The 20,560-nt window shown below is 44.0% G+C and carries 19 protein-coding genes; 6 read left to right on the top strand and 13 right to left on the bottom strand.

Annotated features, from left to right (window positions below; all coding sequences use genetic code 11):
* Nucleotides 1-17: 17 nt before the first annotated feature.
* The 8 genes from MHB54_RS14755 to MHB54_RS14720 all read right to left on the bottom strand — a co-directional run bounded on the left by MHB54_RS14755 (nt 18) and on the right by MHB54_RS14720 (nt 9,672).
* Nucleotides 18-1,298, bottom strand: a complete 1,281-nt coding sequence (locus MHB54_RS14755; protein ID WP_340981692.1) for a hypothetical protein — start codon at nt 1,296-1,298, stop codon at nt 18-20.
* A gap of 44 nt (nt 1,299-1,342) precedes the next feature.
* On the bottom strand, nt 1,343-2,350 hold the full coding sequence (locus MHB54_RS14750) for a glycoside hydrolase family 19 protein (RefSeq protein WP_256704486.1): 1,008 nt from the start codon (nt 2,348-2,350) through the stop codon (nt 1,343-1,345).
* Between the two features lie 25 nt (nt 2,351-2,375).
* Nucleotides 2,376-3,593: an NADase-type glycan-binding domain-containing protein gene (locus MHB54_RS14745; protein ID WP_340981690.1), complete on the bottom strand. Its 1,218-nt coding sequence runs from the start codon at nt 3,591-3,593 to the stop codon at nt 2,376-2,378.
* 224 nt (nt 3,594-3,817) lie between these two features.
* Complete coding sequence (locus MHB54_RS14740) at nt 3,818-5,278, bottom strand: NADase-type glycan-binding domain-containing protein (protein ID WP_340981689.1); 1,461 nt, start codon at nt 5,276-5,278, stop codon at nt 3,818-3,820.
* Between the two features lie 89 nt (nt 5,279-5,367).
* Nucleotides 5,368-8,127, bottom strand: coding sequence for a C40 family peptidase (locus MHB54_RS14735; RefSeq protein WP_340981688.1), 2,760 nt, complete (start codon nt 8,125-8,127; stop codon nt 5,368-5,370).
* A 51-nt stretch (nt 8,128-8,178) separates the two neighbouring features.
* On the bottom strand, nt 8,179-8,556 hold the full coding sequence (locus MHB54_RS14730; protein WP_028540779.1) for a DUF4280 domain-containing protein: 378 nt from the start codon (nt 8,554-8,556) through the stop codon (nt 8,179-8,181).
* A 2-nt stretch (nt 8,557-8,558) separates the two neighbouring features.
* A complete protein-coding gene (locus tag MHB54_RS14725; protein WP_340981687.1) occupies nt 8,559-9,083 on the bottom strand; it encodes a hypothetical protein in 525 nt (174 codons plus the stop codon).
* Nucleotides 9,067-9,672 (bottom strand): hypothetical protein, encoded by a 606-nt coding sequence (locus MHB54_RS14720; protein ID WP_340981686.1) that lies wholly within the window; start codon nt 9,670-9,672, stop codon nt 9,067-9,069. Before MHB54_RS14720 ends, MHB54_RS14725 begins: the two co-directional genes overlap by 17 nt.
* Nucleotides 9,673-10,044: 372 nt before the next feature.
* Between MHB54_RS14720 and MHB54_RS14715 the strand changes: the two genes are divergently transcribed.
* Nucleotides 10,045-11,229, top strand: coding sequence for a sensor histidine kinase (locus MHB54_RS14715; protein WP_264454421.1), 1,185 nt, complete (start codon nt 10,045-10,047; stop codon nt 11,227-11,229).
* Between the two features lie 138 nt (nt 11,230-11,367).
* Here the strand turns inward: MHB54_RS14715 and MHB54_RS14710 are convergent, their stop codons facing one another.
* Nucleotides 11,368-12,324 (bottom strand): nucleoside hydrolase, encoded by a 957-nt coding sequence (locus MHB54_RS14710; protein ID WP_264454420.1) that lies wholly within the window; start codon nt 12,322-12,324, stop codon nt 11,368-11,370.
* Between the two features lie 211 nt (nt 12,325-12,535).
* Between MHB54_RS14710 and MHB54_RS14705 the strand changes: the two genes are divergently transcribed.
* Complete coding sequence (locus tag MHB54_RS14705; protein ID WP_028540784.1) at nt 12,536-13,129, top strand: hypothetical protein; 594 nt, start codon at nt 12,536-12,538, stop codon at nt 13,127-13,129.
* A gap of 80 nt (nt 13,130-13,209) precedes the next feature.
* On the opposite strand, the gene MHB54_RS14700 is transcribed toward MHB54_RS14705, so the two are convergent.
* Genes MHB54_RS14700 through MHB54_RS14690 form a run of 3 tightly spaced genes read right to left on the bottom strand, consistent with a single transcriptional unit; the run spans nt 13,210 to nt 16,727 of the window.
* Nucleotides 13,210-13,818, bottom strand: coding sequence for a pentapeptide repeat-containing protein (locus tag MHB54_RS14700; protein WP_028540785.1), 609 nt, complete (start codon nt 13,816-13,818; stop codon nt 13,210-13,212).
* A 37-nt stretch (nt 13,819-13,855) separates the two neighbouring features.
* On the bottom strand, nt 13,856-14,365 hold the full coding sequence (locus tag MHB54_RS14695) for a MarR family winged helix-turn-helix transcriptional regulator (protein WP_013312480.1): 510 nt from the start codon (nt 14,363-14,365) through the stop codon (nt 13,856-13,858).
* Complete coding sequence (locus MHB54_RS14690; RefSeq protein ID WP_264454799.1) at nt 14,355-16,727, bottom strand: ATP-dependent DNA helicase; 2,373 nt, start codon at nt 16,725-16,727, stop codon at nt 14,355-14,357. Before MHB54_RS14690 ends, MHB54_RS14695 begins: the two co-directional genes overlap by 11 nt.
* Before the next feature lie 168 nt (nt 16,728-16,895).
* Here MHB54_RS14690 and MHB54_RS14685 point away from each other — a divergent pair, with 168 nt between their 5' ends.
* Entirely contained in the window at nt 16,896-17,972 is a 1,077-nt protein-coding gene (locus MHB54_RS14685; RefSeq protein ID WP_023990852.1) for a GGDEF domain-containing protein, read from the top strand.
* A gap of 134 nt (nt 17,973-18,106) precedes the next feature.
* Nucleotides 18,107-18,280, top strand: coding sequence for an aspartyl-phosphate phosphatase Spo0E family protein (locus MHB54_RS14680; RefSeq protein WP_013312483.1), 174 nt, complete (start codon nt 18,107-18,109; stop codon nt 18,278-18,280).
* 105 nt (nt 18,281-18,385) lie between these two features.
* Here the strand turns inward: MHB54_RS14680 and cidR are convergent, their stop codons facing one another.
* Nucleotides 18,386-19,285, bottom strand: coding sequence for a cidABC operon transcriptional activator CidR (gene cidR / locus MHB54_RS14675; RefSeq protein WP_023990853.1), 900 nt, complete (start codon nt 19,283-19,285; stop codon nt 18,386-18,388).
* A 131-nt stretch (nt 19,286-19,416) separates the two neighbouring features.
* Between cidR and MHB54_RS14670 the strand changes: the two genes are divergently transcribed.
* Together MHB54_RS14670 and MHB54_RS14665 are read left to right on the top strand one after the other, a co-directional pair.
* On the top strand, nt 19,417-19,788 hold the full coding sequence (locus MHB54_RS14670) for a CidA/LrgA family protein (RefSeq protein WP_013312485.1): 372 nt from the start codon (nt 19,417-19,419) through the stop codon (nt 19,786-19,788).
* Nucleotides 19,785-20,462, top strand: coding sequence for a CidB/LrgB family autolysis modulator (locus MHB54_RS14665; RefSeq protein ID WP_013312486.1), 678 nt, complete (start codon nt 19,785-19,787; stop codon nt 20,460-20,462). The genes MHB54_RS14670 and MHB54_RS14665 overlap by 4 nt, the downstream gene beginning before the upstream one ends.
* Nucleotides 20,463-20,560: the final 98 nt, after the last annotated feature.

Genomic DNA, 20,560 nt, shown 5'->3' with positions numbered 1-20,560 from the left:
CTGCCCCTTTTTGTCGGTTAGTTTACAATTATCCGTTGTTCGCTTACGTATTGAATGACATCTTTAACAGTTTGATTATGCTCCTGATCGTTGAGAGCCTGATCCAATGCAGGGAGCGTGGTAAAGGTTTTATTTTTTTTCTGAAAATATATCTCGGCCATAGGGAATTCATCAACTCTACCAGGTCCATGAACCCCGTTGTCAACATCGGCAATGATGATAACATCCTTCAATCCATCCTTATTCACATCCTTGAAGGCCACTGCTTCTACTCCTCCGTAACGTGCAACCCACTCACGGTTCCCGTAGAAATCGGGGAATGGATAAAGAATATGTCCTTGGTCATCCAATAGGAAGAAAAAGAATTTACGAAGACCTTCCGGATATCCATATGTGGATACAAACCTTACTTTCCCAAAGCCTTCAAGAGTAGTTTGAAAAGACTGTGACTCTTCAACTTCATACTGGTCGGTATCCAATTTCTGTTCATTTACAACGGTAGCTGGCTGATCAACGACAGGACTTAGCTCAGTCCATAGTTCTTTATTTTGCTTAATATTATCTGGAATCTGTGCAAGACGAATTTCATATTCTGCATGGTCCCCTACCGCATGAGCCACAGGAATACTAATTCCTAATGAATCACTTGTGAGGTAACTAAACGATTCTATTCCTGCTTCCACAGGCGATCCTTCGGGTACATCCGCGCTTGCTAATGCTAGAATCAAATCATCTTGAGTAAAGTTACCAAGTAAATCTTTTTGTTCTGGCTCTACAGCTGAGAATTCCCCACTTTTTATAAGATCAATAAAAGGTTTCTCGATCTTCACCAGATCACTCAATCCTAATCTTGAAGTCTGCTTCATATCCAAGTTGGTCGTATAGAAAATATGATTAGGATAGGCTGCGTCCTTCACGTAACGAACACCTGTATATTGAACACTCAAGAACCGTTCACTTTGCCGTTTAATTTCATAATCAATCTCTACATGAACTTCAGTACCCGAATCGACATATTCGTGTAATTCTTTTACCGCTTCGGCCTTAAGAATTTGGTTTAAAGTTTTTTGCTTTGCATTATCCTTGAGTTTTGTAATTTGAGGATATTTAATAATGATCCCATTTTCCGAATATTTCTCTTGCATGAGTTCATAGCTTGGCTGATTATCCCGAACATCATTACCTTTATTGTTTTCAACGTGAATTGAACTTACATCTTTTGACACTTTTCCGCACGAAGCCATTATCATTAACACAAGTATAATAAATGCTATTTTTTTACAATGAATTCTAATCAAGAGCTTTCCCTCATCTCACAACGTTAAGAATAAATCCTTAAAATTCATTTGAAAATATTCTCGCATTTCTTGTAATACATTTCTCTATCTTTTAATCCATTGTACCCGCCATTAACTTTTTTAGTAATTTGCCTTACCGTTGCACCTTTGTCACACAGAGCATTCATATTATGCTGCTCCCACCAAAATCCTGCGCTTGTCCAAGGATAATGTTCTGCAACATATTCCACACCTTCCATAACTTTAGGATCATTTAAAGCAGTAGATAGTTTTTGATAATTGTGTCGTCCTGTTAATTGAATGTATCCCCCACCTTTATACTTAGGGCCATCACCTTTATAAATATTGCCCAAATCCTTTCTCCCTTCGTATTTCTTGCCACTTGCAATTTCTTTTGTATAGCGACCGCCAGCGGATTCATGACTACATTGACTTATAAAATGTCTTATTCTGGCCGGTGTTGTGATATTGTATCTTTCCAAACAATTGTTCAGATCGGTTATCATAGCTTTACTTATTTTAATCCAACCAAGTTGTTCTAGTTGTTTCACACTAACATATTGCTTTGATTCGTTTACGGCTGGAACTTCTTTGACTTCCGATTTATTAGGTTTCACTTCCTTATCTATTGGCGGCGCCTTCTCTGTGATATCGATCAGACCCAGCTTCTCGCGAATGGCTCGTCCTGCCTTCTCAGCAGCTAACTTTTCTTTGATATTCCCGCTTGCCTCAGCAGCCATCCAACGAATTGTTTCTTTTTGCATTTGCTCTTGAGCCCATTTGGGGAACGTAGCCATTTCGCGTAGTTTGCTTCGCAGTCCCTCTGCCAGCTTTTGCGCTTTACGCATACCGACCTCGTCGCCGTTGGCTTGAGCGGTGTACCAATCCTCTTTGTATTTGCGCATCCAGGTCTGGGCCCAGTCGGGATAGTTCAGTTTTTGTTTCTTTTGTTCTGCTGCCAGATCAAAAGCCATTGCTTTACTGTGTGCATTAGCGGTTGTTAAAGCTTTCAACATAGGGGTTGCACCAAACGTTGGCTCTTTCCATTTCATAGGCTATCTCCCTTTTGTAAGAATGCTAGAAGAATCGTATCTCCGACATACAGGTATCGTGATATTTGGTTCCTCGCTCTACGGCCTCAATCGTTATTTTCACAAATGAAGTATGAATGGCACTACCTGGAAACTCATTACTTAAAAAATCATTATCTACCATTATGGCCTGCCCATTCGAGAACTCTAGTTTCATTCGCTTAACTCTGTTATTTGTTTGGAAAGCATTAGATGACTTAGCCAAGCCATTGATGAGTTCGAAACCCTTCAATTCTTGCACAGAACCAAAATCAACCTTGACCCACTCTCCAATCCCGTCTCCCTTAACTCCTTCGCACCAAGCTGTGCTTGCATCTCCATCCATGATGTTACGGGCAGCATAGGAGTTCCCTGCTTGATCAGAAAGCGTAGAAGAAGCAATGATTTTCTGTGCCGGGATGGTTTTTCGATATTTCATTAAATCCGTTGCAGTCTGTACCCATTGCGTAGGGGACACATTATAGCCTATCCTATGGAATACATTGGAGTATTTTATAGGCAGACCTGTTTGAATATCTTGTTGTTGCATTTCACCCTTGGAGTTCAGAAAAGCAACCCTGTGGTTATCCAAGGTTATAACAGGAGAGTCTGTGGCTTTCATTAGTTGCTTCTTCTCCCCTGTCTGTATATTGAACATATACGACTTATCATTATCGTAAGAAGAGAGAAGCAATTGATCGTTATAAAGCCACTGCTCGATCTGTATTCCTTCTATCCCTAGCTTGATTTGTTGAATTTGCTTATTCTTGGACAAGTCATAGATCAATACAGTATGGTTACTATCTACAAGGGCAAATTGACTACCGTCAGGCGAAAACACTGGAAGATTGAGATAGTGACCATCATTTAATTGCCCCAATGCTTTAGTTTCCTGCCCCTGGTTCATAAGATAAAAAAAGGCTGCATCCCCTGTGTAAACACACTTGCGTAAGTCAGGAGACATAACAGCGTAGTCCCTATTTGGCACCTTAAATTCATATAATTTCTTTGTAGTAGATAAATCAAAGATTTTGATCATTAAATAATTCAAATCCTGCGACTCTCTACATAAAGCGATCCGCCTACCGTCATCCGAGAACCTAACCAGATACAACTCAGATTCAGGATACGCTTCACCTTCACTTGCATATAATTCATCTATAATGTCATCTAAATCAATATAGGTATTGCCTGTAGGATCATCCATATCAGCGAGATAATCCATGGGCATGTTTCCATTTTCCGCTTCAAAAAGCAACCAATTTACAGCCTTTTTTGCTGGAGGAAGTCTCTTGGACTGAGAGACTGAAGCATGAGATTCCTTTCGCTCCTGTACTGCTTTTTGGCCCTCGCTCGATTGTATACACCCGCATAGCATGGAAAAGATCATGATGAATAACGTAATTTTACTTATCCATACCGCAGTTTTATTTCGCTTTCTACTGCTTATCACAATAACTTCAGCTCACCTATACAAGTATTGGGGAAATCCGCGCCTTTTTTCACTTCTAGAATAGTGATTTTAACGAAAGATGTTCGTATGGGTTCATCGAACTTGAAGCGGGTGTCATTATTCTCAAGCATCACAGATTGTCCATCCGAAAAATCAAGTTTCATTTTTCGGATTGTATTTACGTCTAAATACTTATTGTTAACCCACATAGTGCCATCGACCATCCCTATACCTCTGACCTGTTGAGTTGAACCCAAATCTATAGTTACTGTTTCTCCTACTCCGCCTCCCTTCGTTCCTTCACACCAAGGGGTTAAATTATTATCGTCCGTTAAATTGTTAACGCTAAAAGAATAGTTACTCTGATTAGGAAGTGTGGAAGTGGCCGTAATTTTTTTCACTTTGACCTTGTTGCTATATTTCATATAATTGGTTTTTGTTTCGATCCACTGTATTGGAACTACCCAGGTTCCTTCACCACTTACAATGGACGAAATATCTTCTTTTTTTCCACTAGCTACATCAATCATGAACATTTTTACAACCTCATCATCTGCCAGAACCAATTTTTTTTGATCTGGGGATAAAATAAAATCGCCCTCATTTTTAGTTATAAACTGTACTTTTCCAGTGTGTATATCTAGTGAATAAATATCGTTTATGAAAGTATTATCTTTTTTATAAGTGGTATAAATAAGTCGGTTCTCCTGATCCCATTGCATAATACTCGAGACATCAGTGCCTGCAAGCAGAAGCTTCGTACCACTATCACCGGATAGATCAAGCATTACGATCCCTGTCTGATCATCAACAAAACATAACTTGGTGTTATCCGGTGAAAACACTCCCTGAGCAATATTACTAACATCCGCTTTGCCTTTGTTAGTCTTCAATTCTGTAGTTTTTTTACTTATTGCATCATATAAATACAAACGTCCGTCCATTACGTATAGATATTTGCTTAAATCAGAAGAGATCACAGGATATTGAGCCGTTGGCGGCAATTTAAACTCTCGTTCTTTTTCTCCCGCATCCAGATCGTACACTTCAATAATGAGCATCTCCTCTGGTTGCTCCCCATAAACATCTCTGATAATCGACATACGACTGCCGTCACTTGTTATTTCCCCAACATATACTTGTGAGCCACGATATTTTAGACGTTCTTCCCGAGTTTGCATGGTGTCAATCAGGTCGTCGATACGGATATTAGTTTCTCCAGTAGGATCATCTAAATTGGTTAAGAATTGAACTCGATCTTCTACGCCTTCCTGACCATTCAAAAGCCAGCTTGCTTGCTTTCCATTCCCCTTTGCAGCATCCTGATTGACCTTAACTTCATTACTTGATAGTTTATTGGGGGACTGCGAAGATGTATTGTCCTCTCCTATGGTTGCTGTACATGCAGATATCAGCACTGAAAAAACAATAATCAAAACTACTTTTATACAACGCATGATTTCTCCTCTCTTCTACACTCTCTATAAAGTTTCCTCATTAAGCGGGTTGGCTCAGTTCCTTTATACGATTCTGTACTTCCTTATCCCTACTTATTTTTAATGGATCCATCGTCTTGGATAATACGCCTAACTGCTATTACGTTTGTATATATACGACCGTAAGACCCCTTCCAATCTTTGCTTAATTTATCTATCGTTACATTATGAGAAGGCTTTTTATCTGAATCCATTTCACTAGGCTTAGTTGCGTTACCATGCTCGTGAATAAATTCCCCGTTCCCGATATACATGCCTACATGATTCGGTTGTCTCCCCGTTCTTTTTTTCCAATCAAATAATATTAGGTCACCTAACTTCAGGTTTTTATAATCCCCCTTAGAGCGTAAACTTTGGTGGTCAACCTCTGTCCCCCGATTGATTTGGTCTCTTGTAGTACCGCCTATACGCACATTTAATATGGTAAAGTACACCGAGGAACTAAAATCAGAACAGTCCATATAAATAGGTGGATTGTTGGGGTCCAGCTTCATCGTTGTAATTTTAGTATCCATACAGTAAGGAATCTTGCCTAAAAACTTCTTAGCGAATTCTACAATTGCTTTCCTTTTTTCCTCGGCAGAACTGTTGGATGGAGTAGGCTTTGGTTCCTCCTTCGCTGGCTTTTCAGGAGTAATCGGCGTCTTCTTGCCCGGTTCCCTTTTCGTTGTTGTCGTCGTTGCTGGAACTGTTGGCGTTGCAGCCTTATTAACCTTAGGCCATGGAAGAATGCCATTGGCTACTTGATGCAGGTACACCGCGAGCACATCACGGCCATAGCCCTTATTGTCCAAGCCGTATTTCTTCGCAAAGTCCTGCAATGCAGCGTTAAGCTCCTTATCCCAATCGCCTGTTGTTGGAAGCTTGTACGAGAAGCTATCTGGATACTTCTTGGCAAGCTTGTTCAAATTCTCCCTGGCAAGCTGGCTGTTCACGCCATACTTACTCCGCAGAGCAGCTGCTTCCTTGGCTAGAGCCTTTTGATCAGCAACGGTCAGCTTATGGGCCGCGTCTGCGTATTGTCCGGACAGCTCTTCTAACCGGTTCGCATCGAGATAGGAGTTGGCAGAATGACCACGAATCAGCTCGTTGATTAGCACATTGTCACGCAACTGGTTCGCGAGAAGATGCATCTGCTTTTGCTTGGCCTTGTCATTTGCACCGTACGCTTCCCACCACTGGGACGTGTATTCATGCATTTGCGCTCTGGCCCAGGCAGGCATACGATCTATTTCTGCCACCTGCTGACGCAATTGCTTGGCCTTGGCCGCTGCTTCCTTGGCCCCCTTTTTGTCCCCGGCTGCCACGGCCTTGTAGTAGTCCGTTTTATATTGAAGCAGCAAGTCCTGTACCCATTGCGGATATCCCTTCCCCTTTAATTCTTGAATTAGGGATTTATAGGCTTTCAGCTCTGCATCAGGCACCTGATTTTTCATGAGCTTACTTGCCTTGATATGAAGCGTTCCATCGGTTCGGATATAGCTGCTTTTGCACGTCAGAGATATTTCGCGAGTAGCGGTCATCTGTACCTTTTTGCCATGCAGCACCAAGTCTGTATCAGCGTGAAAGGTAAGATCGTGATGACTATACACGTGAATACCGGAAGCTGGATTTAAGCGTACAAGTATCTTTTCTTTTTGGGTGGAAAGTGCCACTTCTTTGTCGTCGAATCTCGCCACTTTTTGAGTTTTGGTATGAAATAGCTTTCTTGACGGCTTGCTGATTTCATCTCCTTTGAAGTCTCTCTTACGCAGGGATTGAACCACACGAGCTTCCTTTTCTTTGTTGGATGGAAAATACAAATGAACATGATCCCCTAGCTCGGGCATGCAATGCCAGCCGATTCCATCACTGGTATACATGGTGGGGTAAGAAAACCAGCATCCCTCAACTTTGGACTGCACAGAGTCCACGGACAAGTGAAGTTTAACGGATTCGTTTTCACCATCTAACTCTATGACTTTCCCTTCAATAGAGGTACCTTTGATTAACGGGTTATATATAAGCTCCCTCGGAATACCTGCTTCCGGAACGAGAATGTAGCCATATGTCATAATACCTTGCTTCATCTCTGCATGAATCTGCTCAATAACCCAATGCTTTCGTTGAAACATGACGACATCTCCAAGTTCAAAACGCTTCGTATCCTCCACTTCAGCATATGTATACTGGGGACCTGACTTTGTTTTTTGGAGGGAAAAATTAATGCCACGCAGTTCACCTTTCACCTGTTCTTTCGAAGTACCTAACCATAGTCTCGGGAATACGGATGTAATCTCAGCAATCAGTCCAGCTTGCAGATGAGAGGCCATTCTTTTTAGAAACTCCCAATCACTCTCCCCATACTGGATAGTAAAGCCGCCCAGCTTTTGATCGCTGTCCGTCAGGTCAATAAAATCCCCGTGTGGATAGGTATCGATGAGTTTGCGGAACAGTTGATAATACGTCAAGTTGCTATTTTGAAACGAACGATTTTTCCGTTGTTGATCCATCAGATATGTAAAAGAGGCAGCCTCTATGTACATGTGATATATGCCATTTTTGAATGCAATTCTAATATTGGTGACAATTCCTTTAAAGATGCTAACTGTCCCTCGCTCTTTATCCGTCTCATATACCTCTAGCACATCTTCATCGTAAGCTAATCCATCATACTTTGCATGATCCTCATCCGGTATGAGAGCAGTGATGTACACCTTGCCGTGCTCATTTATCTTCTGTGTCAATTCAAAATCAAGCAGCCTGATAATTTCATACGGTGCATTCACTCTAATATTTCCATAAGTCAGCATAGTTCCTGCCAGTCCCATCTTACTCCCCCCGTTTGCTTTTCATATGATGCAAATCCTACAATCTGTTAACTATTCCTGCCCGTCTGTGGTGAACGAGATTTTTCCACACCACATGCATAAGTTCGTGGAGCAGCTCATAAGAGCCGGAGATTGATCTACGTATACATCCTTTTTCCCATTCAACCAAGGCATAGAAACGCTCGGTTTGCAGGGCAGCGGAATGATTTTTCCGGAATTTCCTTTGTTAGCAGAAGAGACTGTAGGATTATGCATACTACGGCACATTCCGAAAGAAGGGATATGCGTCTGCGGGTGAAAATCCTGAATATTCCCTTGCAGTTTGTCGCCAATACTAATCCCCCTGTTAGCTGAAACACTAAATCTTCCCGTATGACTTCCATAGCTGCAATGTATCTGTGCCCCATCCACTACATAGCTCTCACTCATTCTTAGACTCTCCTTTGTATAGATGGCCCCTCTGTATCGACCTTTTGTAATTTCAAGCCTGCCAGATTGAACTTCAAAATACATTCAGCCACATCGAGGTCTACAATGATATGATGATTGGCATCCTGAACCCTGAATATTTTATGATTCTCCACTGCATATTCATCTAGAATGATTTTCTTCAGTGTACCGTCCCTATGATATTCACTACATGGTGATAAACACATCAGGCTAGGCGGATTTACCAGCCAATACCTTGTTTGCTGCATTCGCTGCATATCGGCAAAAACAACCAACTTCCAGCTTAATCCGGCCTGATATATATCAAAGATTTCCTTTAGTTGTTCAGAAACGATGGATACCGGATGCTCTATAAAATCAATATAGTCCGCATCACCTGATACATAAAATTGTAAAATAGATTCTTCATCGGCACATGATGGGCTTTCTGCCCATTCCAACAACTGCCTGCGATTTGTCTCTACTGGATACATATACTCCGTAATACGATTATCCTGTTGAATCATGTAGTACTCCATAAGCTGTTGAATACACCACCTCACTGATTCCTTTATACTCCCCTATTCTTACTTCCAAATCGTTCTTACATTTCAACGCCTTGAATTCAGGTAAATGTACAGCCTGCTGAATAGCATCTTTCGCTAATTTCAGAATATATTGATGAAATTCCCCTGCAGCCTGGAGTACAAATCGCTCCACATCAGGCTGAAAAATCTTATTCATATAGGGTTTTCGAAGCTGATTCAATTCATCCTCCAATTCTGCTAAAAAGCTGAATGCCCAGCCTGCATCATAGATTCCATAACAAGGTTGAGGATCAAAGAACCAATTTTTATCATAGGCTTCGACGACATAGTTATAGTTACGATCCATCAGATACGTGCGCCTCATAGAATAGGTAATGTATCCGATCCTCGTCTTGGCCACTTCTGCAGAATGGGCTTGCAGGCAGATCGATTGAAAGGATTGAATAAAGGAAGAGATGAGCTCTTCTTTTATTTGTTCATACAAAGACGCTGCTTGATGTAATTTCTGGTTCAATACATCTTCTGCATAGGTCTTAAGGAAGTGTTGTAGGGCTTCCTGTCTATTCATGATTCCACCTCTGAACCTATTATATAGAATATTTACATGATATTACTGGTTCTATCCTCCTATTTTATTACACAATTTTCATATCATGAGATTACATATGAATTTATGAAAAAAGAATGAAAATAATCATATATTTTCGTGAATGTGTAATAATACAAACAAAAACCTTCCCAGAAAGGCTAGCATTAGACCTAAAAAATGAAGGTTTGCGCAAGCGAATAGGTAAATGGAAGTAGAAAGATCGGTTTATAATGAAATAATCATGTATAATTAATGATACGCTCCAAAAACACATTCAGAGGATCGGGAATGGGATACACAAACTGCTAAAGTTTTTGGATAACCACCACTTTGCATCAGGATTGGAGATACATGACTACTTCACCTACAGGTTTTTATAATAGTATTCAAGAGGCTACCGCGCATGTCATTGATGTGTTGAGTGATATTTTGCATGTAAATACCATTTTCATTGCCGCTAATGATGGGATTACGAATGTAATCGTTGATTCATTTAACCGGGAAGAGATACTCGTTAAGAAAGGGGATGTGCTCCCTTTTGAGCTTAGCTATTGCAGTCTGGTGTTGGACCATCCTGCAGATCACCTCACGATTTCAGAAACGACTATTCACCCGCTCACATGCGATTTAGATGTGACTAAAACCATGGGAAACCACTCATTTACAGGAATCCCTATTCGCATGAAAAATGGTCAGGCTTACGGAACCATTTGTATCTTGGACGCGCCATTTGTACATTTGACAGAATCCGAATTGAAGGCCCTACAGGCTATGGCTGTATTTCTGGGTTATGTGGTGGAACTGGAGAAAGAAAAGATAGATGCTGAGATCTCTGCCCTGAGCAAGCTGGATTTGATCTCTTCCCTGAGTAATAAAATTCGGTTTTCGCTAACCGAAATATGGGGAGCCACCGACCTCATGCTGACGACGGAGTTAACAGAGGAACAACAGCAATATATGAGCATCATGGAGTCGAGCAGTCGCTCGCTTATGACGTTGTTGAGTAATATTTTGGATTACAGCAATATAGAGTCCAGACAGATCGATGATATTGAAGATCCGTTTGATCTGAGAACGATGATGGAAAATGTATTGAGTCTGTATACAGAGGTAGCTGCGCGACGGAATCTAGAGTTGAAGCTCGACTGGAATCTCACCAGCTCGCCTATTTTTATCGGGGATGAGGCTAAAATTCGCCGTATGCTGATTAATTTGGTAGATAATGCAGTGAAGTTTACAAGCACAGGAGCCGTCACTTTATCTGCAACCACCCGATCTGTGACCGATGCACCTGAGGTTGAACTGGAATTAAAGGTGAAGGATACTGGAATCGGTATATCTCCGAATAAATTGAATTTGTTGCTTGAACATGACCGTGGGTACTCTCTCTCATATGGAAATCCAGGCTTGGGTTGGCAGATTACCAAACATCTATTAAAACGAATGAACGGTAAGATGACAGGGAGCAGTGAACCTGGTAGCGGGACGGAGATAACGCTCCAGTTCACCCTGAAAATATACCAGGAGTCTGCCTAAAACAGAGATTAGCTTGTGATGATATGGCATATCCTATAATAGAAGCCCGTGACGCATAACGTCACGGGCTTTATGTTATGGGTACGTGTCACTAGGCAGTATTATCACCCTATACCGCACGTTTGTGCATAGCCAGACTTAGTAACGTTTGGGAGCAGCCAGCTTAGCCAAATCCGCCATATACGTAAAAAAGGCCTCTGGATCTGTATCGTATACCAGGTTTACAGGACGTCCACTTGCCTGTTCCACCGTTCTGCCCTGACTTGGGCCTTCTGCGATAACGCTGCAATGCACCGTCTTTTTCTTGACAGTGTCCGGGCGTCCTACGGATGCAGTGGTCAGTACATCCCACAAGTAGTAGGTTGAGTTCGTTTCGCTATAAACAAGCGGAGGACATCCTGCATAGCAATTGCCCAAGAAATCCACGCCTTCATATCGGCGCTCCGCAGCCCAACGATTGCGTACTGCTGGAGTTAATGGCACTTTGCTTGTGCTTTCCAGCGCTACCAGATCAATCGTAATGCCGCTTTGCCACACCCGATATGCCGCTTCTGGGTCCCAGAACACATTCCACTCTGCTGTGCCGTCATGCTCCGGCTCTTCTACATTCCCTTTTTCAAAGGTGCCACCCATCCATACCAGCTTTTCAATCTTTGCTTCAATATCCGGTGCTTCATCCAGCGCTCGCGCCAGATCGGTTAGCGGTCCAGTGAATAGCAACAGCGTCTTACCTTCAGCTCCGCGTACCTTTTCGATCAGATGCTGATGAGCTGGCAGGGATGAAAGCGGTGCTTCCATACGCCCCGATTCATTCAGTACGGGTAATGCATCCACATAGAAGGAATGTAAACGCCAAGCGGCAGGAAACGGATTTTTACCGCGTGAATTAGACTTTGCGACTTCCACAGGCCCTTTATTTTGTCCAAAACGATCAATAATTTTACGACTGGCATCCGTCGCAGGCTCCAGGTAACCATCTGCTGGAATCACCGATACTCCGGTCAAATGAACCTGCTCCATCTGAAGCAGCATAAAAAGGGATACTAGATCATCCACTCCACCATCATGATTAAAATAAACGTTTGTCTGACTCATCTGTCTCTTCCTTCCTTTATCCCCGTAAAACAGGCTTGTTCTTATCGGCAACCATCCTTCATTATGCCTGATCGCTTCACAGGAGTAAATGTGGGATAGTGCGTGAATCAGCGATTTTTTGCTTACTCCATGCTTAAGAAAGGTAGAAATGTGTGTAATAACAGGGTAGAATCGTGGGTCCTAATCGGAAGCGTATGAAGGAGAGATGCATATGACAGCCCGAACAATAGAAGAGTTGGAGCAGATCCGTAAAGAATGTAAATCCATGGTGACGAAAAGGGCTGCGGCTTCAGGTGGGGCGGTATTAGTTCCAGTTCCAGGGGCTGACGTTCTTGCTGATGTTGGCATTTTGATGCAGCTACTGCCAGCTATTAATGGAAAATTCGGATTATCTGAGAAGCAGCTGGAAGGTCTGGACGCAGAAACAAAATCCATGGTGTATGGTTTTATCACCTCGATTGGCAGCAAGCTGATCGGGCGACTCATTACCCGTGAAGTCATCGTGCAGATTTTGAAAAAAATGGGCATTCGTATCGCTACCAAGCAGGTTAGCAAGTTTGTCCCCCTTCTGGGGCAAGGGCTAGCCGCGGCAATTGGCTTTACTGCTATGCGAACCATTGGTAATCGGCATGTCGATCAATGTTATGAAGTGGCCAAGCGCTTGCTGGAGCAGCGAACTGCGGCAGATATCGCGCGCAACTGGACGGTTCCACAGCAGCCGCTAGAGCCTGTGGGAGTTGATCATTTGCCAAACCGGGACCCGGAAGCAGCAATTCCACTACTGCCAGCATCCACTAAAGATTAAGTCCTTCAAATTCAAGTCAACCATCCATTTCACCCACACGGGGTACTGCAGATCGAGACAGCTCCTGTATCCCGTGCTTTTTAGCCTTCCACCTTGGCTCCATAGGAGCGAGCTACCGCTACTGCCTGCTCGATATCCAGCTTGGCTCCAGTGATGTCCAGATCTTTAAAATTCACACCATCCATTTTCGCACCGCGCAGGTCTGTTCCTTGAAGATGGGCTTTGTGCAGTCTTACTCGGGTAAGATCCGCCTCCCGCAAATCTGCTTTTTCCAAATTGCATTCGGATAAGTCAGCTTCCTTGAATCGTATTTTTCGCAAATCTTGTTTTCTTAAATCTGCATGACGCAAATTCGTATAAGACCAGTCTCCGCCCGTAATTGTGATACCATCCATATTCGCCCCTGCAAAATCTGAACCTACTAGCTTGCAGTTATCAAACCGGACTACAAACAGATTGGCGCTGGTGAACAAACAATTGGTAAAAGCCGACTCCTTGTAGTGAGATGCATTCAGAATGGCTCCGGTAAAATCACAGTCCACAAAAGTACAGCCCTCCACGAGGGACTCATTCATCTCCACACCCCGAAAGCGACATCGGGTAAACTCGCAATTTCTCCACTCGCCTTCTCTGGCATCCATTGATCCAAAATCACGGGCTTCATAGACCTCATCTGTATAAAAGAACATGTTCTCTCTCCTATTCCTTATTCCTTATATTAGGAACTCAGCATTTCGGCAAGGACCGCTCAAAACCGCCTTTCATTTTTCCCAGTAAACCCTTCATCATCTTATGATCCTGCGGCGTAAACTCAGACATACACGACCGAATCAACTTCGTATAATAAGGGACTATCTTACTTAACAGTTCTCGTCCCGCCTCTTTTAATCCGACAGTCACCATCCGCCCGTCACTCTCATGAGCCACACGTTCAATCATGCCATCTCGCTCTAATCCGTCGATCAGCCCCGTCATGGTTCCACGCGTCACATCAGCTTTTTCCGCCAACTCTGATGGTGTCATGCGATGCGGCGAATGGCAATGCAACAGGCTAAGAACAATAATCCGGCCCTGAGAAGCCCCCAACTTGCTAAAATCGGTATCCATTTCTCTGAAAATACCGTTAGCCAAGCGCGCAAATGTCACAAAAGTCTCTATATTATCCACTTCGGCATCTTCATGTCCAAAGCTACGCAGCACCCCGCGTATGGAGTCATTATGAAAATTAAAGTTCATAGTCTATCCATTCCTTCCTTAATCCCGCTTGTTCCGTCAGACGGTAGCTTTTCCATTCGTCTGGCAGCAAAGAAGCATACGGTTCCTTGGCAAAACGATCATCTACCAGGACCAACAATCCTTCGTCGTGCTCTGTGCGAATAAGTCTGCCACCTGCCTGAAGAACCTTGTTCATCCCTGGATATACATACGCATAGTTGAAACCATTCCGTCCCTGTTCGGAAAAATAATCCCGCAGCACATCCCGCTCTGCTCCAATTTGCGGCAAGCCGACGCCGACGACCACTACCCCATTTAAGCGATCCCCAGGTAAATCGACACCTTCAGCAAACACACCACCCAGTACGGCAAAGCCAAGCAAGGTGTGCTCTTGCCCAGGCTGGAAAGCCTCTAGAAATCGATCCCGCTCTGGTTCGGTCATCCCCGGACTTTGTACCAACGTATTTGCGGACACGTCCCGAAGCATGAACTCCTCATATACCTCACGCAGATATGGATAGGACGGGAAAAATACAAGGATATTTCCTTTCCGTTCTACAACCAATGCAGCCAGCATATCCGCAATCGCCCCTTTGGAACGCTCACGATCCCGATAACGGATGGAGAGCGGCAACAGACGTACATCCCACTGCTCCTGATGGAAGGGGGAAGGAACCTGTAACGTATAATCTTCCTCGTTTGCTCCGAGCATGTCCCGGTAATAAGCAAGCGGTGTCAACGTTGCGGAAAAATAAATGGCTGAGCGGTAGCCCTTAATAGCTTGTCCCAGCAAGTGAGAAGGATCGAGGCAGAACAGCTTGACCCTCACTTCACTGCGCCCCGCTTCCACATAAGTAACGTATCGTTCATCGTATAAAGCAGCAATGCGCAGCATATTCTGAGCGGTAAAATACGTATCTAGAAGCAATGCATAAGCCGTACCCTCACCGCTTGCGTGGCTTGTACTGCCCCCCGTCACCAGTTCACGTTCAGCTGCTTCCACAAAAGGCGCCAACAGCTCCAGCACCTCTTGCGGTGCTGCTGTCTCCACTGCTTTTCCTGTATCTGCATATTGCTTGCGCAGCGTAATCATATGTGCGTTCACTGCACTCGCAGCCGCAGCAATCTCTGGGCTTAGCAACTTAAATTCTCGTTTCAGTTCTAAAAAAGAAGATTTCAAAATTTCCGCCGAAAACATGTCCCGACCGCGTTCTACCAGATTATGCGCCTCATCCACCAGTACGACACCTTTTCGCTTGTGCTCCTCCAGTAATCTTTTCAAAGAAATCCGTGGATCGAAAACATAATTATAATCACTGATTATACCATCCGAGGCATACGCCACATCCAGCGAAAATTCAAAGGGACATACCTTATGCTTGCGCGCATAACGCTCAATCACCGCCCGGGTCATTAACGTCTCATTCGCCAAAATATCGGATACCGCACCGTTGATCCGGTCGTAATAGCCCTCGCACATGCTGCATGATCCAGCATCACAATCATTTTCATCCTTAAAGCAAATTTTATCCTTCGCAGTCAAAGTCACCACATGCATGTGCAGCCCTTGGGCCTGCATTCTAGCGTAAGCTTCTTCGGCTGCTGCCCGAGTGGTGGTACGAGCCGTCACATAATATACTCGCCTAACCTGGCCCTCACCGATAGCCTTGATCGCAGGAAACAAGGTGGATACCGTTTTACCAATACCTGTAGGCGCTTTGGCAAACAGGTTAACCCCTTCGGCAATCGTCTTGTACACCGAACCCGCGAGAGTTCGCTGACCCGAACGATATGTGTCAAAGGGAAAGTTCAACATAGCAATGCTGGCATCCCGCTTTTCCGCATGTGCTCTCAGCAGGAATGCATACGGTGCATAACCAGCAATCATCTCTTGTGCGAAAGCTTCTAGCTCAGCAAAGGATAGCTCGCGCCTAAATCGGCGAATGTCTTCACTGTGTGCCTGTACATAAGTAAGCTGGACCTGCATGGAATGATGTTGTTCCTCACGAGCAATCATATAGGCATACAGAAATGCTTGTGCCCAGTGTACGGGTTGACCGTCACCCTGAATATCTTCGAGGGGCAAAGAGATCGATTTAATTTCATCAACTGTCCATACGCCATCCAGCTCAATCAGTCCGTCACAGCGGCCTTCAATGATAAACAATTCGTCCTTATACGAAATTTCTGTACGTAAATGTACCTCTTTGCGGTCATGCTCCTTGTAACCTTTCTGGATAACCTGATGCACGCGAGTTCCTTCGAGCATACTGCTATTCGAGCGAAAGCCGCTATGAATGCTGCCGCTCCGATGCACATATTCCACAAGTGGACGCACCGATATGTGAATTGGTTCCTTCATACGATCACCCGTTCCGGTCATAGTCCTTTCACTGTACCACGTAGATAAACGAAACGTAAGGGACATAAGAATCGTTTGTGGTCGATTGGTATTCACTCATGCCTACTTTTTACCGAAATATAGAAACGAGGCCTTTTGCTTTATTCCCCACGATACTACAACTCTCATTTCAGCATAAAGGATAGGGATATGTTAAAAGAATTAATTAACAATTTTGCGTTATTAACAAGCTTCTTATTCTTTGGAAATTTATTTTTCCGGAAATATGAGCGTTACCTAAAAAAACATGTATTCATTTATCGGGTAATGAACGGTTTAATGCTGGGTCTGTTTGGCATTCTGTTAATGATGACCGGTTTATGGATCCGTGGGCACTTTGTGGTCGATCTGCGCCAATTGGCGATTATCATTTCTGTTTATATGGGAGGATCGGTATCCGGTCTGCTGACTACCTTGATCATAAGCCTGTACCGTATTTACATCACAGGTGGTTGGACAGATGTTTCTCTGACTGCTACCGTCAATTGCTTCATGACACTGGGCATTTCACTTATCTTTATTCGAGAAAAAAGCCTAACACTCCGCAAGTGGATGTCGGCTGTGCTTGGAGCTGCTGTAGTGTCACTGTTATCTACTTTCTATGTGGTTAATCCTCCTGATAATGAATCTATGATAATAATCACAACCGTTAAGTTACTTGGCGGCCTGTTCACTTATTTTATGATGTCCCATATCAAAAAAACAGAACGAGCTGTTCATCTGCTGGAAGAAGCTGCAAATCGGGATCATTTAACCGGACTCTACAGTCCGCGTGCTTTCGATGCGCTATTCGAAGAGGTCTTTCATACTTCCAAGACTACAAAACAGCCCTTTGGACTCGTGATGCTGGATATTGACCACTTTAAAAATATTAATGATACGTATGGTCATTTGAACGGAGATACCGTCTTAAGCCAATTAGGAATGCTGTTAATCCGGGAATCTACAACGAGGGCGTACCCCTCCCGTAAAGGCGGAGAGGAATTTGCCATTCTGATTGGAAATTGCGATAGTCAGAAAGCAGCAAGCTTTGCCGAAAAGATTCGGAAAGCTGTGGAAAATGAACGTTTTCTTTTGAATGACGGAACCTCGATCTCTCTAACCGTATCCATTGGAGCAGGCAGTTCACCTGTCATTGCATCGAGGCACTTACTGGAAAAGTCAGATGAGGCATTATATGAAGCTAAGCGTTCAGGACGCAATCAGGTGAAACTGGCAAAACCATAAATATTAGTCGCTAAATGTCAGGAAAGCTGGATTATTGTTAATAAAAAGTGGTAAAATGGAAATAACATCGTTATCAAAAAAACTTCTGCCGCTAGTGGAGACATGCCTTACAATCGACATGGGGGGTGGGCTTTGTGAACCTCGAACAATTGGAAAAACTCATGGAAAAAGAACGCCGTGAACTGAATCGCATGGCTGACTTACACGGATTAAAAGATGAACGTGTATTGGACAAATCCTCCAGACTTGACCGTATTATGGACAAGTACCTTCACACCAAGCGTGCAATAAACCAAACACACTCATAGAAGCAAGCTACATCGCTGCCCCTCAGGGCAGCTTTTTTATGATGTAAGCAGTATTCGTCCTCCTTCGGTGCACCTCTGCATCTTACTCACCTTCTTGTTGACTGACTATTTTCCGCCATATTCCGTCCGCAACAATTGTTGTGTGAACGATATCCATTCTCTGGCGGCAAAGGACAGATAACGATCGTTCCGCCAGATCATCCCCAAATGCCAAGGTATGACGGGGTCCACCAATGGAAGAACACGCAAGCGCTCGGAATCCAGATCTCGGCAAATGGCCTCCGGCAACAGCGCTACTCCCAGGTTTGCAGCAACCATTTCGCTAATCAGATCCCATTGTGAGCTTTCGTAGACTACACGCGGCTGAAAGCCAGCACGAACACATTCCGCAATGATACGGTCATGCAGCGTAAAATCCTCACGGAACAGTACAAACGCCTCCTCCGCCAACGCAGATAACGGTACCTCCTTGCACTCTGCCAATGCATGCGTAGGATGAACGAGCAAATTCAGCTTTTCCTCCACAAACAGAAATGTCTCAAACATATCTCCAACCGCAGGCAGCACAATCACCCCGATATCCAATGCCCCGGCTTCTACGTCCTGTTCCACTTTCTTCGCCCCGTCCTCAAATAATTGAATGGTCACATCAGGATATGCCTTATGGAATTCTCCAATGACACGCGGAAAAAAGCTTGATCCGACCATAGGGGGCAGGCCAATACGGATATGTCCCTTTTTCAGGTTCATCAAATCACTCAGCTCCGAGGACAGGCTTTGAAAGGACTTTACAATCGCTTGTGCTTGAAGCTCAATTACCTTTCCCGCGTCCGTCAGTTCGATTCTTTTGCCAATTCGGTCGAACAAAGCGACCCCCAATTCATCTTCCAGACTTTTAATCGTCTTACTGATCGTCGGCTGGGTAATAAACATGCTCTGGGCTGCCTTTGTAAAGCTACGCAACCGCGCGACTTCCAAAAAGTATTGTAAATGTCGGATATCCAAAGCTACACCTTCTCCCATAGACAAACGGAATAGATTACATTCTTTATATGCATTTTACTCATGAAAGCTTGTGATGTAAAATTTCATTACAGTTTGAAAATAACCGATCTCAAAGATAGGAGCCATTATATATGAAAAGCTTCATACGCGGTGTCCTCCAGATCGCCGTCCTGATGGCCTTTTCGCTCATCCTGAACGCGGTAGTCTCTTGGCTCCACCTGCCTGTACCCGGTAGTATCATTGGTATGCTGATCCTTTTTATTCTGCTGCAAACCGGCTTGGTCCGGCTAAGCTGGATTGAAGTTGGTGCAAATTGGTTGCTGGCCGAGCTGCTATTATTCTTTATCCCCTCCGCTGTCGGCGTTATGAATTATTGGCCGATGCTGGAACACGATGGTATGAGCATTATGCTGGTCGTGTTGCTCGGCACCTTTCTGGTGATGGCCTGCACAGGTATGGTCGCTAGTCTGCTTGGTAAACGAAAGGAGCATAAATCATCATGACCGGTCTTCTATGTATTGTATTGACACTCGCTATTTACTGGATGGCCAAACGCATGTACCGCACACTACCCAAGGTGTATTTGTCTCCATTGCTCATTACACCTATTGTTATCATTTTGATTTTGACGCTGACGGGTGTGAACTACCGTTCTTATAATTCGGGCGCTCACTTGCTGTCCATGCTGCTACAGCCAGCTACGATTGCATTTGCTGTCCCTTTGTACCGATATTTCCCTGTGTTAAAAAAACACGCGACCCAAATCGTGCTTAGCGTGCTGTCTGGGTCTGTTGTAGCCGTGTTGTCCTCCATGGCGCTTGCTAAGTGGATGCACCTGAATTCTTCGCTGCTGAGCAGCCTGATTCCTCGCTCCATTACGACGCCCATTGCGATGAATGTATCGCAAACGATTGGCGGCAATCCGACGGTCACGGCTGTATTCGTTATTCTGACCGGATTGAGCGGTCTTATTATCGGTCCGATGATTGTAAAACTGTTCCGTATCGAAAATGAAGTCTCACGTGGGGTGCTGCTCGGTACCGGTGCTCATGGTACAGGCACTTCCAAAGCATTCGAGTTCAGTTCGCTGACGGGGACGATATCCAGCATCTCGATGGTGCTCGCCGCTCTCTTTACCTTGGCGGCTGCCCCGTTCCTGTTCCACTTGATGCTGTAAGCCATCTGTATACAAAGAAGCAGCGATTCTCTTGTTATGAAGAATCGCTGCTTCTTTGCTTTCAGTCCATGTCTCAAAGCAATGGATGGCTCAAGGAT

The sequence above is a fragment of the Paenibacillus sp. FSL M7-0802 genome (assembly GCF_038004945.1).
Taxonomy (GTDB): domain Bacteria; phylum Bacillota; class Bacilli; order Paenibacillales; family Paenibacillaceae; genus Paenibacillus; species Paenibacillus polymyxa_B.
This window is presented reverse-complemented; position numbering and strand designations above follow the sequence as displayed.

Bases quoted from the DNA above. Each gene is read 5' to 3' on its own strand.
- MHB54_RS14750 (WP_256704486.1), bottom strand. From the start codon at position 2,350: ATGAAATGGAAAGAGCCAACGTTTGGTGCAACCCCTATGTTGAAAGCT.
- MHB54_RS14745 (WP_340981690.1), bottom strand. From the start codon at position 3,593: ATGGATTATCTCGCTGATATGGATGATCCTACAGGCAATACCTATATT.
- MHB54_RS14740 (WP_340981689.1), bottom strand. From the start codon at position 5,278: ATGCGTTGTATAAAAGTAGTTTTGATTATTGTTTTTTCAGTGCTGATA.
- MHB54_RS14735 (WP_340981688.1), bottom strand. From the start codon at position 8,127: ATGGGACTGGCAGGAACTATGCTGACTTATGGAAATATTAGAGTGAAT.
- MHB54_RS14730 (WP_028540779.1), bottom strand. From the start codon at position 8,556: ATGAGTGAGAGCTATGTAGTGGATGGGGCACAGATACATTGCAGCTAT.
- MHB54_RS14725 (WP_340981687.1), bottom strand. From the start codon at position 9,083: ATGATTCAACAGGATAATCGTATTACGGAGTATATGTATCCAGTAGAG.
- MHB54_RS14720 (WP_340981686.1), bottom strand. From the start codon at position 9,672: ATGAATAGACAGGAAGCCCTACAACACTTCCTTAAGACCTATGCAGAA.
- MHB54_RS14715 (WP_264454421.1), top strand. From the start codon at position 10,045: ATGACTACTTCACCTACAGGTTTTTATAATAGTATTCAAGAGGCTACC.
- MHB54_RS14710 (WP_264454420.1), bottom strand. From the start codon at position 12,324: ATGAGTCAGACAAACGTTTATTTTAATCATGATGGTGGAGTGGATGAT.
- MHB54_RS14705 (WP_028540784.1), top strand. From the start codon at position 12,536: ATGACAGCCCGAACAATAGAAGAGTTGGAGCAGATCCGTAAAGAATGT.
- MHB54_RS14700 (WP_028540785.1), bottom strand. From the start codon at position 13,818: ATGTTCTTTTATACAGATGAGGTCTATGAAGCCCGTGATTTTGGATCA.
- MHB54_RS14695 (WP_013312480.1), bottom strand. From the start codon at position 14,365: ATGAACTTTAATTTTCATAATGACTCCATACGCGGGGTGCTGCGTAGC.
- MHB54_RS14690 (WP_264454799.1), bottom strand. From the start codon at position 16,727: ATGACCGGAACGGGTGATCGTATGAAGGAACCAATTCACATATCGGTG.
- MHB54_RS14685 (WP_023990852.1), top strand. From the start codon at position 16,896: ATGTTAAAAGAATTAATTAACAATTTTGCGTTATTAACAAGCTTCTTA.
- MHB54_RS14670 (WP_013312485.1), top strand. From the start codon at position 19,417: ATGAAAAGCTTCATACGCGGTGTCCTCCAGATCGCCGTCCTGATGGCC.
- MHB54_RS14665 (WP_013312486.1), top strand. From the start codon at position 19,785: ATGACCGGTCTTCTATGTATTGTATTGACACTCGCTATTTACTGGATG.